Origin of the sequence: Paenibacillus sp. PvP094, from assembly GCF_040546835.1 — a bacterium.
Classification (GTDB): Bacteria; Bacillota; Bacilli; order Paenibacillales; family Paenibacillaceae; genus Paenibacillus; species Paenibacillus illinoisensis.
Genome location: NZ_JBEPOM010000001.1, coordinates 1045473 through 1061233 on the forward strand (window position 1 = coordinate 1045473; position 15761 = coordinate 1061233).

Here is a 15761-nt window from a genome sequence, read left to right on the forward strand (position 1 = left end):
TAGGTTTCCTCCTTGTTTCTCTATGGTTTGGTGAGGTGCTTGTCTTGGATCGCTATATCTGTATGTTATAGCTTTCGCACGCCGCCGTCTATCATTTACATGAAATCTAGCGGACCGACATTCGATATTGATTGGGCGACATCTGAACAAAGCGCTGAAAAGCCCTGTTCAGGTTGCGCTCCGAATATCCCACCTGTTCGGCAATTTCCGTAATGGTGCAGTCGGTATCCTTCAACAATTGCTTCGCTTTTTGCACCTTCAGATTCATCATGTATTCGATAAAGGACACCCCCATCTCCTTCTTGAAGAGTCTGCTTAGATAGGAAGGACTGACATTCACGAGTTCTGCACAATCCGATAGTGATTGCATTCCTTCGGGATGGCTGCTCAGATGCTCACAGACCCGCTGAACAATCAGGCGGGATGAATTGGTGCGAAGATCCTGACTGGCCTCAATGCATAATGGAAACAGCACACCGATAAACCAGTCGTGCATCTCCTTCGATGTTTGATTCTCCTGCAGCTGATCGAACAGATTGCTGCCCAGTCGTTCAAGCATGCCGGGACCCTTCGTCTCCATGAATTGAATAATGGCCGACAGCAGCATGTGGTATCCCTGAATCATGACCGTATAGGATTCGGAAGCACGCACTTTCTTGGAAAACCGATGCAGCGCATCCTCCGCATGCGTAAGCGTTCCGTTCCATAGTGATTCAAGAATCTCCTCTTCGAACTCCCGGGGATACATGAAGATCGGATTACGCTGGTTGGCCAGAATATCTTCATAGAACAAAACGTTCTCGGCATCATCAAATAGCCGATACTGCAGGGCGAGCTGCGCTTCCCGAAAGGACTCTGCGATCCCATGAAGTTGACCCGGACGCCCTACGCCCACCGCTGCCGAGAAAGACAGGTACTGATCCAGTGCATGATGAATCTCCTCTGCATAGCTGCATACCCTCTGCCTCGCTTCACGAGGAGAAATCTCTGAATCGAAATGCAGGATTGCCACCGAATCACTATCATTTTTGTCTACAACATACCCCGTCAGATCCGTTTTTTGGCTGAGCAGTTCATCCATGACGTTTCTCAGGGCAAATACAATGACGGGGCCTTCACTGGGTAAAAATCGTTTCTTCTTGACCAGATTTTCCACTTTGACGACCAACACCAAAAATTGTCCCTCTGTCCGGAAGTCGTGTCTGGCACATTCTTCTTCCAACCTGCTGCTGGTCCATGAACCGCTTGATTGCAGTAATCTCTGCAAAAAACGATCGCGGAGATCTGGCTGTATTCCCTCTATATACCGATTCAGGGTTTCGGTCTGTTCATTGAGATAGCTAAGCGAAGATCGGATATATTCAATTTCATTCCCCTGCGGAGCTGTTTCCTGCCCGTTCCTTCGCAAGTGCTCCCCATACCGCAGCAGCTGCTGAATAGGGTTGTAGGCCAGCCGTGAGCTGAACCAGGTGAGCAGCATACCGACCAACACGAAGATAGACACCGAGATGAGGATGAGCACCTTGATCCAATTCAACTGGGCAATCATCTCCTGCTCAGGGAGCTGGGATATATAGGTCCTCCCCATGGATGCCGAGGCATATGCCACAAGCTCATTCCCATGCTCCCCCTTCAGTACCTCATGGCCCGAGCGTTCTCTGCCTTCTGCATATGCGATCTGCTGCAGCACCTCGTCCTCCGATGCCCGTTTGCCAATCTCTCCAGGGCCGTCCGTGTGCAAAATAATTTGCTGATCTGCATTAAGAATGGCGAGGGACTGGTCTTCCAGACTAACAGAATAGCTGCGCAGCAAACTCCGCAGCTCCTGTTCCTTCACTTGGAGAATGACCACTCCGCGCGGTTCCCCCTGTCCCATGACAGGCACTTTCCTCACATAGGAGATATAGCCCGCTTCTCCGGACTCGGGAAGATACCTCCAACCTGCAGCTGCATGGCCTCCCAGAGCAGCCTCCATGTCCTGCTTTTCCTTGTAGTCTGCCAGCGAGACCAATCCGTAATAATGGGACAGAACCATATCTGTTTTGGCATCATAATAGATCATTTCTTCAATTAGATTATTGGTGTTTTTGTGGAGCTGAAACAGATCGAGCAGATCCAGGTGGAGAAAGTAATCGCTCTCATAATGAGCACTGCCTAATGCATTTCGCATCAACGGGCCACTGGCGAGCTGCATCGATTCATGCTCAATATTAGTCAGAATATTCTCCACCCTGTCTTTGAGCAAGTTCAATGAGGCCATATTGTTATCCTGGAATTGTTCGGTCAGTTTGATCATCGAGAAATGATAGTACGCGCTTCCGGCAAGCACCACCGGGATGACCACCGACATGCAGCCCAACCAGATCAGTCTTTTCAGATAACCATTCGTTGCGAACCAGCGGTCAAGCGCTGATTGGATGGTTTGCATTGCCCGCCTCATGGAATCACCCCCGTATGCTGCCTTAGGCTCATTTTCGCTTGTCTCTGTTCGGGTTCATTATATCAAGAGAGGTACCCGGATACACTCCCAAACGTCCAGCGTGGGGACTCTAATTTTTAGTTTATTTCCAGTACGCTCTGTCCTCAGCTTCGTTCCTGCGATTAACGCTTCAGCGTCCCCTGCAGAATGATCCTCCCCTGAACGAACTGTAATCTCAATATCATGTATGGGGAGCACCGATGACAGCGGTCTGCGACCTGCCCCGTTCACCAGATGAATCAGCAGGTCGTTATCCTTGCGGAAAACAGTCAGCTGTAAACCTGGTGCTTCCGTGATCGATACCAGAGCTCTATTGTTCAGCTGCATATGAACCGCATTGGCAAACAACCGGAAATGTTCCTCCAATTTGAATTCCTGTATCAGACCGCTAAGCGAAAATGGAAAATATAAGGTCTGCCCCGTGCCAAAGCTTCGCAACAGTGCCAGCGGAAGATTGGTTTGTTTGACAGCCAGTGAGGCCCGTTCCGGAGGCGCCCCCACACTTTCCAGTGGGGAAAACGGAGGAACTAGCGTTGCCAACACCTGCACATCCGTATCCCCGGGCTGACAGTACATTACCTTGCCTCGATGCGGTATAAGTTCCGTTTCCTCCAGCTTCCGCTGCAGTGGATTCCCTGCGTTGTCTGTGATAGATATCTGTTCAAACCGCAGATAGGATGCAGCCAAATACTCGCTCTCCTGCATTTCCCCGGAAATACCAAACAGGTCCATCAGCATCGAATTCGTCGGTTCTTCCATCTTCGGCAGCTCTCCCTCTGCGATAAGACTGCCTCCCTGACTCACATAATCGCGAAGCAAATCTATAAAATGGGATGAATGTGCGAATCCTTCAGGCAAAATAACGACCGGATACTGGTTTAGGTTCACGCTGGCCACCTGTTCAGGCAGAATCACATCGAAGGGAATATGTTTATGGATGAGCGCCTCCGCCAAGCCTTCCGCTGAGTGATTGGCACTCCACATGAGCGCCACCTGGTTCACGGGTTGTGCGTCGTTCATATGGTAAGCAAGCTTCGCTGCATCCCTGTTGACCTCTGTCACGGTGCGCAAAATCCGCTTATCCGTAATCGTATCCGGGATTCCGGTTAATGAATGCCAGAGCTGACCCCCATTGGCTGGAATCTGCGAGAGCCAGAAGCGGTATTCGGCAGGCGGAAGCCCGGTATGCCGCCAGTCCATGCCGGGGCAAGAATGTACAATGCCGAAGGGATCAGGGCGACCTGGAACGGAACGCCCCACCTTGATACTGAGCGCAGGCTGCCAGAACTCCGGGATACGGGTGTGCCCCAGCGACAACACATCCTGCGGTTCAGTACAGAGCATATCGGTAATGGACACCCGTTTCTCCAGATTATCCCGATGCAGATTGTAGTACAGGATCATCGGCACTTCAGGCCGAACAGCCTTGATCTCCTGATACATCCGCCCCAGATTATCATCGAAGCAGCGGGCTGCAAAATCAGACGCGAGCTCTGCTGAAGTACTCGGCAGTTCTTTTCCATACATCCCCTTGTATTTCTTCTGACAATTGGAGCATTGGCAAAATACATATCCGGGTGCGTTGAAGAAGACTCCATCAATCTCATAATGTTCCAGTGCCTCACGGATTACAGGAACCGCCAGTTCTTCGTTGCGGTAGCCTCCGTTAATGCAGGTCGACATCAATAGAGGCCAGGCCCCCGGCCGGGTGGGACCGATAATATCCGGCTGGCCCCCTTCCTTGCGGACAAACCACTGGGGTTTCTGCAGATAAACAGAGTCCTCTGCCTTGCTGAAATCGAAGCGGGCAATAAAGCGAATCCCGCGCTGATGACAGCTCTGGATCATATCCCACAGCAGATCGCTGCCGCGGGGCAAGTATTCATTATGAACATGAAATGCGACACTCGATCGGTACCAGGCATAGATTCCACCCATATTAAACACCATGGCATTGGCACCCATCTCGAGCATTTGGTCCGCAAGCCGTTCGGGATCAATCTTCTCGGTGTCCTTCACCTGCATGTTAGGTTGAATGATGCGCAGCGGCTGCTGCCACCAGGGACGTTGTTCCTTATCGCTCAGTATGGGAGTCTTCATCGCTTCTCCTTTACCTCGTTATTGTTGATTAAACTGCTCATAAGCCTTGGCCATTTCCTGATAAGCCTGCTTGATGTCCGGCTGGCTGTTCAACTTGTCTACATAGGCTCTGAATTCTTCGACACTGATCTGTCCAACAATCGTTCGGGTCAACATGGAGCTGTACTCGTCTGCATATTTGGGCCATGTCTCTCTCCAGGCCTCCGAGGTAATCACCCGGTAGAAATCGATCTTTCCAATTTCGTCGAAATTCTCGACTTCCTTGATTTTGGCGTCATTATAGGCTTTGTCTCCGGAAGCACTAATGACCTTGCCCCACTTGGCATAGGCGAGCACACCTGCTCCTTTACTCGTTGTGTTCACTTCCTTGACGCCTTGCTCCGTCAGCACTTTCTGACCATCCTGTTCCGTATAGTGCGTACCCTCGATTCCATAGTAGGCAAAGTCCGTCATTTCCTGGGAAGCAGTCAGATCAAAATACTTCAGGAGCTGCTTCACCTTCTCTTCAGGCACCTTCTTGGAAATGTAGAATCCACCCGCGACTCCGGTCTCCAGACCGACCGCTGCATCTCCATGAGGACCTGTCAGAGACAAGTTCAGAATTTTGGCGTCAGGCTGCCCTGATTTTTTCATAGCCTGCTCCCACTCATGATCCCACCAGATCGGACGTCCGTAAGAAGCCGCCCGGTTGGTCTTGAATAGTTCTTCAGCCTGACTCTCCTTCATGACGGCATATTCTTTGGATAGCAGCCCATCGGCGTACAGTTCCCGAAACCACTCGACCATCTCCACATATTGTGGTGTTAAACCAGGACTCATCAGCCCGCCATCGTTATCATAGGTTGGGTTATACGCCCCGAATCCGGCTTGGAACATGGCAGGTGGGTTGTTGACGAATAACAGGCCAACTGTGTCTTTCTTGCCGTTGCCATCCATATCACTGTCCACGATTTTCTTCAGGGCTTCTCTATATTCCTCGAATGTCTTGGGAATCGGCAGATTCAGCTTCTTCAGCCAATCCTCCCGAATCTTCAGTCCGCCATCAACCCGGGAACGGGAGCGTGGAACGGCGTAAATGCCTCCATCCACCGACAGGTATTTGAGCGCATCCGGCGCCAGATTCTCCTTCAGGTTCGGGTATTCGCTGAGATCTCCAAGGAATGGTGTCAGATCCCAGAATGCACCGTTCTTGATCGCGGTTATCAGCGTGGGGCGAATCTGATTCTGGTAAGCCACTACTTCTGGCAGATCACCGGAAGCGAGCAGCAGATCCAGCTTCGTATCCAGATCGCCTGAAGGCACCCATTCAATATCGAGTTTGGCGTTGGTGCGCTTCTCCCATTCGGTCCAGTATTCGTTGTTCATATCGGGAATTTCATTGTACAATCCGGCAAACATCTTGATGTCCAGCGGCTGATTTCCACCGGATTCTCCGCTATTTGTGCTGCCTGCCGTTTCACCTGAACCATTGTTCCCCGTACAAGCCGCCAGCATGATGACTGCCAGAAACATGCAGAGCCATGTCGTCCATCGTTTATTCCCCTTGTTCATTCGCCTTCATCTCCCTTATCGTCAGTATCGGTAAGCGTTTGCATTTATACATAAAGCATGGTTTAACTTCAGCTGCATTCAACCTTTGACTGAGCCAATCATGACACCTTTGGCAAAATGCTTTTGCAAAAATGGATAAACGATCAGAATCGGCACCATGGCGAGTACGATCGACGCCATGCGAATCGTCTCCTGTGGCACTACGCTCTCATCACTGGCCCCGGCCTGAGCTACAGCAACGGAATTCGAATCGATAACGAGTGTCTTGATGAGCAGCTGCAGCGTCCATTTGCTTGAATCGGATAAGTAAATCAAGGCATTGAAATACGCATTCCAGTGTCCTACCGCGAAGAATAATGTAAACGTGGCGATCGCGGGCATGGACAACGGTACAATAATTCGGAAAAAAGCCGTGAGATCACTGCATCCATCGATCTGTGCCGCATCCTCCAGTTCCGAAGGCAGCGATTCCAGAAAACTTTTGATCACAATCAGGCTCCACGCATTCGTCAGTCCAGGCAAAATCATGGACCAATAGGAGTTCAACAATCCCAGCTCTTTCACGAGCAAATAATTCGGAATAATCCCTGCACTGAACACCAATGTGAAAATAACCAATCCCATAATCCACTTATGCCCGGGCAGAGAGCGTTTGGTTAACCCATAAGCCATGGTGAAGGATACGATAATATTCAGTATGGTGCCTACAACGGTAATAAACAACGTGCTTTTAAACGCATTGATAAAACTGTTGGTTGATAAAATATACCGGTAGGATTCCAGCGACCACTTCTCCGGGAACAGATAAAACTTGAGCGGCACATACACCTTCGGATCGGTAAACGAAACGCTGAAGACATATAAGAACGGGAATATACATGCCAGTGAGATCAAAGCAACCAGACTGTAATTGATCCAGTCGAAGAGCGTAAGCCCTTTTTTCTGCACAACAAAGCTCATAACCTATCCTCCTTTCTGACAGACCACCAACCCATGGGATTAATAGATGCCTTCATGTCCAAGTCTTCTTACAATTTTGTTGGCAGCCACAATCAGGAACAATCCAACCAGTCCCTTGAACAGCCCCACAGTAACCCCAATGCTGATCTTGCCTTGCAATATCCCGTACGTATAGGAATACGTATCAAATACCTCTCCAACTGAACGAACGAGCGGATTCATCATCAGCAAAATTTGTTCAAATCCGGTATCGGCCATGCTGCCGAGGCGCAGGATCAGCAAAATGATAATGGTCGGCCGGATGGCAGGCAGCGTAATATGCCAGATTTGCCGGAACCGTCCGGCTCCGTCAACAACGGCAGCCTCATACCGCTGAGGGTCCACTCCCGCCATGGCCGCGAGGAAAATGATCGTTCCCCAGCCGGCTTCCTTCCACATGCTCTGAGCCGTAAGCAGCCCCCAGAAATAATTCGGTTCCGATAGAAACGAAATCGTATCCTTGCCGCTCTGTGCAATCAGCTTGTTCACAATGCCGACGTCCGTCGAGAGCAGAAAAAACGTCATGCTGGCAACGACGACCCAGGACAGAAAATGCGGTAAATACACAATCGACTGGTTGATGCGTTTAAACGTCTCATGCCGAATCTCGTTTAACATTAGGGCCAGCAGAATCGGCAGCGGAAAATGGAATACCAGTGCGATCAGATTAATGGCGAGCGTATTACGCAGCATGATGTAGAAGTTGGAGCTGGCAAACAGCTCATTAAAATGCTTGAATCCCACCCATTCACTTCCCGTAAAACCGAGGAAGGGATTGTAATCCTGAAATGCCAGCAGCAGCCCCCAGAGAGGTACAATCTTGAACAGCAGGAAATACAGCAGCCCCGGCAAAATAAGCAAATAGATCATCCGGTGTTTATACATTCGTGACAGAAGGCTGCCCGATTGCAGCTTGCCCGTGGCACGATTCACCGTCGTTATCTGGGGTTTCATTCGGTTACGTCACCTCTTTCTTCGGGACATGTTCCATCTCGAGTACAATGGCTTCATACCGCTTTAGTTCGGGAATGGTTAGTCTGACTTTGTTTCCCTCGGCCTGGATGGGAAGTGTCTCCGTCGAATGTAATGAGTACGCCCGAACAGGTACTCCTATATCGCGAAACTCAATCGTGCGATTGTATAGCGATATCGCTTCCATGTATGTCGTTCCGTTGAAGCCGGACAAGTTCAGGAGCTGGAGAAGCACATGCCCTTGTTCTGTCCGATTCAGGAATAACTCCGTACTGGCAGGCAGATCGTTCTTCACCAGGCTCTCCCCGGTTAACCGGGCCAGAACATCCATCACGGCATGCTTGTGGTCTTCGAAGCCGTGTCTGTAATACAGAACGCCCGGGTTCCATGTGTAATAGGCGGCTGTACCACCATTTGCCGGATGGGAGATCCCCAGTCCGTAACTTTCGCCCACTTGGTGTCCATACGCCCGTTCCGGCGGGCCAAAAGATGCAGGTTTAATATAGGACATGCAGCGTTCGGTATTCGAAGGGTCAAATTTCACGTGATCAAAACTACCACTAACCGTGATCCATTCCCGGTCCTTCAAGCTGGGGAAGTGATCGGCATCGGCCACTTGAAGATAGGCAGAGGGAAGCAAGTTGGTATTCCCTGTATGCACAGCTCCGAACCAGTCTGATAATGCATCTGCATCCTCTCTTAGGGCATTTCCCGTAGCGAGCAGCGTTACCCCTTGGCTTAGCAATTGATCCAGCGTTTCCTTGGTATTGATGTGGGGTCTTTGCAAACCAGGCAAGATGACTGCTTTCACTGCGGCCAGCTTATGTGCCATGGCGGTAATCTGGTCTTCTACAATGACATCGAACAGGACATGGGCTTCTTTTAACATTTTGAACAGACCCAAATATTCAGTCCCGGCCTCTGGTGCCTTTGGTTTAATCAAAATGACTTCAGCCATGGAAGCAAGACTTCCATAGATATGTTCATGTGCTGCATGATATCGGAAAATGTCCCGGGCTACTTCAAAATTCTTCCGATCCGGATATCCCTCGAAGGCTCCTATAATACAGAAATCAAGCCCGGAGCCGCTGGCGATGTTCTGATATAACCTTATTTCCGTCTCATGGGGCGAGACCCCGGTGAACCGATAGGTCAGATCGATGGCATTAATGCTGCAATTGCTGACTATCTTATCGTCCCAGCTGCTCACTACGGAGGCCACATTCTCTGAGGCGGAATACTGCCATAAAGGCAAGCTTCGGGTTAGCGATGTATTCGATTCCTTGCGAATGATGTCAACCCTGTGCGGGTGGTAGGTGCTTATGGCTATATCCGGCCAGCGGGACTTCAGCCTGTGATGAATTTTGCTCAAAATCCCTCGGGAGGTTAACTCCTGAAAATGAAGATACGCTGTATGCAGTGCATGCTCCGGACCGGTATAGTCCAGCAGTTCAGCCCCGCAGATCTCCTGAAAACGACGCCTGCAGTTGTCGCAATAACAAGGTCCATAATGGTTGCCGCTGTAATCCCAATGCTGGTATCCGAACATATTGAAGAAAATGCCGTCCACCGGATACTTCTCAAGCACCTCCGTAATCGTCTCGATCGACTTTTCCTGCTGATAATCCCCATTCAGACACGTATGCACGATGCCGTAATAGTTCACTTCCTGTCCGTAAAGGTCACGATAAAACCATTCCGGATGTGCCTCAAACAGTGATTCGTGCGCTTTGCTGAAATCGAAGCGGGCAATAAATTTCATTCCGAGCGCATGGGCCTTCGATACAGCTTCTTGTAATAAATCGGTATGAAGATAAGGTGTGACATATTGATGCTCCAGTGCAGATGGATAAAAGGCAAAAATCCCTCCCACATTCATCATTAGCACGTTGGCTTGAAACTCCTGCAGCTCCTCCATCAACAGGTCCACATTCATGTCCGCATCAATCTCGCGGAGATTGTTTTGAATCAGGCGAAGGCGGTTGGAAGACCACCAGTTCATTCGCATCATCCTCCTTTTGTCTGCGATGTACCTTAACGGTATACCTTGGGCAGCAGGCACAGTAGGGACATTTTTTGCAGATGTGAAGAAGGAAATATATGTCCGTTCTATCGGAGAAGATGTGCAGCATTATGCAATTGTATCGGAAAAGGAGACAAAAATTGTCCGACCGTTATGCAATGGAACGTTTTGCTTCAAAAAGCAGATTAGAGGAATCGAATCACCATATGCTGTACAAGCTAACGGAAACTTCCTTGGACGGAAAGGAGGATTCCCATGAGCCGTGAAAAGGGTGAAATCACGATATGGCTGTCCTTTTCCATCATTCTGCTCAGTGCCGGACTCGTATGTCACGTGCTGTCTATCCCGGCCATTTTGGACCAGGCCGGCAGAGACGGCTGGCTGTCTGTAGCGGCTGCTGCGCCTTTTTTCATGTTGTTTCTATGTATGATGTTCGTAATCATTCGCCGGGTACGCGGACAGCGCCTGACGGACTGGATCACGCGGGAGTTCGGTGCTGTATTTTCCTGGATCTTCCGTATTTCAGCCTCTCTTCTGCTGCTCGCACTTGCCACGCATACCTTATATGAGACAACGAACTGGACGGTATCCACCTATCTGCAATTCACCCCGCCCTACGTGCTCGCAGGGGTCGGCGCGTTGGTTGCGGCTTGGGCTGCTGCCAAAGGAATCCGCTCCATTGCGATGACTTCTAGCATCCTGCTCCCCTTTGTCATTCTGCTCGGGTATTTTGTAATGTCTGCCAATATGAAATACAAGGACTACGGACAGTTGTTTCCGATCATGGAATATGGTGCCGGTCCTGTCATGAAAGGCATGATCTATTCGCTCGCAGGGCTGATGGAGATCTGGATCCTGATGCTGTTTCAGCACGATGTGAAAGGCAAAATTCGTTGGTGGCATATTCTGCTGCTGGGATTATTCATGCTCACCATGGCGGTCGGCCCCACCTTGGGAGCTATTGTTGAATTTGGTCCGGAGGAAGCGGCCAAGCAGCGAAATACTCCTTATGAACAATGGAAACTGGTGAATATCGGAAAACTGCTCCAGCACGTAGACTTCCTATCCATCTATCAGTGGCTGAGTGGTTCTTTTGCCAGAGTGGCTATCTCCATCTATCTCATTGTGGATCTGCTTGATTTTCGGAGGCCGAGAAAGAGGTACATTGCAGTACTGTCCATCACCTTCATCATGTGCTTCATAGCCGTACAGTGGTGGCGAATTGATTACGTCGACTATTATGTGAGCCACATTCAGTTTCCCGTGATGCTCGCCTACGTATCCATTGTCACTGTCCTGTTGACTCTGGCCGCGCTCATACACAAAAAAGACAAGGAGGCTCCTGCCCATGCCGATCACAACCACACCCAAGAAGGACCATCAACCGGCTGAGCCCTTTCGAATCAATGAACATAGCCTGAAGACGTTTTTTGCCGGATCGGATGATGTCATCATCAGCAGTCACATGATCGGGGAGTCTCCCGTACAGATTATTGTCGTGTATTGCAGCGGTATGGTGGACAGCAAATCCATATACGATATTATTCTTCCTGAATTGTCGCGCGCTTACGAGCGTACGCACTTCCTTCGTACTTCAGATATTGAGAGATCCATTACCCTTCAATGGACCCGTATGGATTTGCAGGATACGCTGGGTGCAGAACTGATGTCCCTTCGGGTATTCGAGGGGCATATGCTCATCTGCATTCCTTCCCTTCAGACGATGTGGAGCATGGATATCTCCAATATTCCTACACGTACACCGGAAGAATCCACCACTGAGGTATCCATCCGCGGATCAAGGGATGGCTTTATCGAACGGCTATCGGTGAACATCGCCTTGATTCGTACACGTCTGCGTACAGCCGACCTGGCCTGTAACATCGAATTAATTGGTTCACGTTCCGTGACCAAAGTGGCTCTCATGTATATCAAAAACATTGCCAACCCCGATCTGATTGACGATGTCCAGAATCGGCTGCGCAAGATTGATACGGAACGAGTCATGACCGCCAACGAGCTGGAAGAATTAATTTCTCCTTCGAAAATTACGCTGTTCCCGGTCACCCACTACACCGGCAGGCCTGATTTTGCAGCAGAATGTCTTCTGAATGGCCGCTTTATTCTCATCGTTGATGGCAATCCCAGTGTCATTATCGGTCCGGTTAATCTGTTTCTGCTTCTCAAATCTCCCGAAGATGCCAGCTTCCCCTTTTTGCCGGTGAATGTGGGCCGCATGCTGCGCTTTATCGGATTATTGGTGACCATATTCCTGCCTGGTTTCTATATCGCTCTAACTTCATTTCATATGGACCAGCTGCCCTTCCCGCTGGTTGCCACGATCTCGGTTGGACGAATGGGGCTGCCTATGGAATCTGGCGTAGAAATGTTTCTCATCATGCTTCTGATGGAGCTGTTCCGGGAGGCAGGGGTACGGCTTCCCAGTGCCATTGGTCAGACACTAACCGTGGTTGGTGGATTGATTATCGGGGATTCAGCCATCCGCGCCGGCATGGTTTCACCACTCATGATTGTCGTCATTGCCGTCACGGTCGTCGCCGGGGCAACGATTGTGAATCAGGTGATGACCAGTTCGGTTCTGATTCTGCGCTTCTTCTGTTATGTACTTGGAGCGTCCCTTGGCATATACGGGTTCATTCTGTCCATTATCCTGTTCCTGATCTATCTGACTGATCTCAAGTCATTCGGCATTCCTTACCTGACACCACTGACGCCACTTAATTTCAAACAGGCCCTCGCTTCCCTATTCAAGCTGCCGAAGGGCTGGATGAAACGCAGACCCGTGTATCTCGAAACGCAGAAGCCACGCAAAGATGGTAATGATCGATGAAACGGCAGATACGCCGTTGGTCGTTAGGTCTGCTCAGTCTTGCTCTGTGTTTCGTGACCAGCGGGTGCTGGAGTGCCTATGAGATCCAGCAGGTCGACTACGCCAAGGCAATCGGCGTCGATTATAAAGACGGAATGTATCACGTGTACGTGCAGACCATGGACTTTGCCAGTGTAGCCAAGAGTGAGAGCTCAACCAAAAATGAGGAACCCCCTCCCATATGGGTTGGACATGCAACGGGCAAAACATTGAACCTGGCTATAAATGAACTATTTCGCAGTGCCCAGCTCCATATTGCCTGGGGTCATGTGACGGCAATCGTTATGGCCGAAAGCATTCTGACAAGCAATCATATCAAGGGTGTGTTTGATATGCTCGGACGCTTCCCGGAATCGCGATATACCACTTGGGTGTATGGCACTCGTGAACCGCTGGAGAATATTTTGAGTGCGACATCCATCTACAATATGTCGCCGCTGGACAGCATTCTTCACAACCCGCTTCCCAGCTTTCTGGAGGAGTCTCTTTTTCCTCCGGTGCTCAGTTTCAAGCTCATTGCCACCCATAACGATCCGTCCACAACAACCTATCTGCCATGTATTTCACTGAATAAGGAGCATTGGTCGCAGAACAAAAAGAAACATGAACTGTTTGTGATTGAGGGGGCTTTTTTCGAAAGAACCGGCAATAACTTCGAATATTTGCCCCGGCCCAAAATTCCAGGATACCACTGGCTGCTCAAGGATTTGCGGCGCGCACCACTGATTATTGAGAGAGACGGAACCACCTATGGCGTTCTAAGTGTGGGCCTGCCCAACATCAAGATTAATCCTGTCGTTCAGGGGAATGAAGTACACTTCAATATCGATGCCAAATATTTGACAGCCTTGTACGAATATCTCACTCCCATTTCCTATGATGAAATGGTTCATTTTAGCGAGAAGACGTTGCGGGATCAGATCATGCAAACATACCGTCAGGGTCTGAAACGCGGTGTCGATATCTATGGCCTTGAGGAGAAGCTGTACCGCAAGAATCCAAGCCTGTGGCGCAAGCTGTCCAATAATGGTTCGAAGATGATCCTTACGGAAGACTCCATTCAGAACCTGAACATCAAGATCACCATCCCCTATACGGGAAAATTCCAGAGGAGAGTATAGCAAATCAGAAGCAGTAAGCCCGCTTGTTTGGTTAGAACCGAACAAGCGGGCTTATTTAATGACAGTCCGAACAGCAGGATTGGAACATTATAATAAAGAGTATTCGTATATTGATTCAACCAGCCAAAGCGGTACACCACCGAATTCTAATGTTACACTTGTCACAACTGTGTACTGTTTAAAACTATTTCATACTCAAATAAAAAGAGTAATTCTTACTTCAAAAGAAAAAGACCTCCTAAGGAAGAAGGTCTGTAGCTTATTCTGTTTCAAGAAGATTAATCTGCATTGTACAAATAATTATGAATGCCGTCTTGTACTTTGTTGTTATGCCTCATTTCAAAATAAATAAGTACCAGTAAGACAGTTATCAGCACCAGTAAAACAGACACAATTTTTTGAAAATTATTCATTGCCAGTTATAACCTCCGTTAAATGAGTTACTTAAATCAAACATGTGTTGAACAGCACTGTGCCATGCGGTGACATGGCTTACTGTAAGTCCTGTATAAGGATATGCAGAAGCTGCCTTCCAACTGGTGCCGAGTTGAAAGCTATCTGTTGATTGAAGATTCTGTAAGAAATCTGATGTAATTACCCATTTTGATGTCACTTCTTATAATATTCCATAATCCTTAGACGAGTGGTCAGGATCAGCGCCTGAGGAATGAGCACGAAAACGATATATATAATGACAATTAACCATAAATGTGCCGCAAAATTCTCCGCACCGAAAGACGGCTCCGGACGCTCAATAAAATACCACCAGCACGGGATAGCTACAAACCAGGTTACTCCAGTCGAGATGAACATCTCCTTGATTCCGCTCCACAGAAAACAAAATAAAGCAACAAAGATAATGGGCCCCGTCCATGATTCCAATATTGGTCCCCAGCCCTGAAAGATGAAAATAATGGCGGGATACAACAGTGTAAAGGTCCAGCGCCAAATTGGGTTGTTGTAGATGTGCATCGCTTCCTCCTTGTCTGGCGCTAAAATTCCAACTAAACTAAATTTATATTTGTACCTTTTACCACAAAAGGAGTAATACACCTAATGAGAATAAAGCTAGTCATGGCAGTTCTTTTGCTTATTTTTACATTTGTAATAGGATGTTCGACCATGTCCACATCAGATCAACAAAAAATGGTAGAAATCGCTACGCCTATCAGTGCCCAGTACATCAAGCAATATTACAATGCTGAATTTGTTATAACCAGCCATGATGTTGACGATCCTTCAAACCATTCGCGTCTGTACCTGTACGGTTATGTAAAGGGACATGAAGATGAACGGATTACAGTTTCGTATAACTATGACACACAAGAAGTTCTCAGTGTCGAAGGACCGGGTTGGTTTATTGATAGCCGTAACCCAAAAAAGGAAATCCCCTCATCCTAAGGAATCACTGCAATGAAATAGCTGTTTTAGCAAGAATCGACCCGGAGAACTATCGGGTCTCTTTGTGTAACCGTTAGATGTAGTTCATTTGTAATAATTTCCTCTTATTCAAATAAATTAATTATAAATCAAGATGCATATACCGAAAACATACGTCAGCAAAAATAAGCTAAAAGTCTGCAATTGATGACATCAAAGTACCATCATTAAAGAATTAATGTAGGC

The 15761-nt window shown here is 48.6% G+C and carries 11 protein-coding genes; 4 read left to right on the top strand and 7 right to left on the bottom strand.

From position 1 onward, the window contains the following. Positions 1 to 106: 106 nt before the first annotated feature. The 6 genes from ABIC22_RS05005 to ABIC22_RS05030 form a co-directional block, all read right to left on the bottom strand. Complete coding sequence (locus ABIC22_RS05005) at positions 107 to 2440, bottom strand: helix-turn-helix domain-containing protein (protein WP_354478888.1); 2334 nt, start codon at positions 2438 to 2440, stop codon at positions 107 to 109. A 57-nt stretch (positions 2441 to 2497) separates the two neighbouring features. Next, positions 2498 to 4579 carry an alpha-amylase family protein gene (locus ABIC22_RS05010; protein WP_354478891.1) on the bottom strand — a complete coding sequence of 694 codons (2082 nt, stop codon included), beginning with the start codon at positions 4577 to 4579 and terminating at the stop codon, positions 2498 to 2500. 18 nt (positions 4580 to 4597) lie between these two features. Continuing rightward, the gene (locus ABIC22_RS05015; RefSeq protein WP_354478894.1) at positions 4598 to 6130 is read right to left on the bottom strand and encodes an extracellular solute-binding protein; all 1533 of its coding nucleotides are present in this window, start codon (positions 6128 to 6130) and stop codon (positions 4598 to 4600) included. A 78-nt stretch (positions 6131 to 6208) separates the two neighbouring features. Then, positions 6209 to 7090, bottom strand: a complete 882-nt coding sequence (locus ABIC22_RS05020; RefSeq protein WP_095288713.1) for a carbohydrate ABC transporter permease — start codon at positions 7088 to 7090, stop codon at positions 6209 to 6211. A 39-nt stretch (positions 7091 to 7129) separates the two neighbouring features. Continuing rightward, positions 7130 to 8083, bottom strand: a complete 954-nt coding sequence (locus tag ABIC22_RS05025; RefSeq protein ID WP_095288712.1) for an ABC transporter permease — start codon at positions 8081 to 8083, stop codon at positions 7130 to 7132. Positions 8084 to 8087: 4 nt separating this feature from the next. Then, positions 8088 to 10103, bottom strand: a complete 2016-nt coding sequence (locus tag ABIC22_RS05030) for an alpha-amylase family protein (RefSeq protein ID WP_354478898.1) — start codon at positions 10101 to 10103, stop codon at positions 8088 to 8090. 276 nt (positions 10104 to 10379) lie between these two features. Here ABIC22_RS05030 and ABIC22_RS05035 point away from each other — a divergent pair, with 276 nt between their 5' ends. The 3 genes from ABIC22_RS05035 to ABIC22_RS05045 are packed head-to-tail and all read left to right on the top strand — an operon-like array spanning position 10380 to position 14135. Next, positions 10380 to 11516: a GerAB/ArcD/ProY family transporter gene (locus ABIC22_RS05035; RefSeq protein WP_354478901.1), complete on the top strand. Its 1137-nt coding sequence runs from the start codon at positions 10380 to 10382 to the stop codon at positions 11514 to 11516. Then, positions 11473 to 12975 (top strand): spore germination protein, encoded by a 1503-nt coding sequence (locus tag ABIC22_RS05040; protein ID WP_127538489.1) that lies wholly within the window; start codon positions 11473 to 11475, stop codon positions 12973 to 12975. The genes ABIC22_RS05035 and ABIC22_RS05040 overlap by 44 nt, the downstream gene beginning before the upstream one ends. Beyond that, the gene (locus ABIC22_RS05045) at positions 12972 to 14135 is read left to right on the top strand and encodes a Ger(x)C family spore germination protein (RefSeq protein WP_354478904.1); all 1164 of its coding nucleotides are present in this window, start codon (positions 12972 to 12974) and stop codon (positions 14133 to 14135) included. The genes ABIC22_RS05040 and ABIC22_RS05045 overlap by 4 nt, the downstream gene beginning before the upstream one ends. A gap of 609 nt (positions 14136 to 14744) precedes the next feature. Here the strand turns inward: ABIC22_RS05045 and ABIC22_RS05050 are convergent. Then, positions 14745 to 15107 (bottom strand): hypothetical protein, encoded by a 363-nt coding sequence (locus ABIC22_RS05050; RefSeq protein WP_354478906.1) that lies wholly within the window; start codon positions 15105 to 15107, stop codon positions 14745 to 14747. Positions 15108 to 15257: 150 nt separating this feature from the next. Here ABIC22_RS05050 and ABIC22_RS05055 point away from each other — a divergent pair, with 150 nt between their 5' ends. Then, the gene (locus ABIC22_RS05055; protein WP_354478909.1) at positions 15258 to 15536 is read left to right on the top strand and encodes a hypothetical protein; all 279 of its coding nucleotides are present in this window, start codon (positions 15258 to 15260) and stop codon (positions 15534 to 15536) included. Positions 15537 to 15761 lie beyond the last annotated feature (225 nt).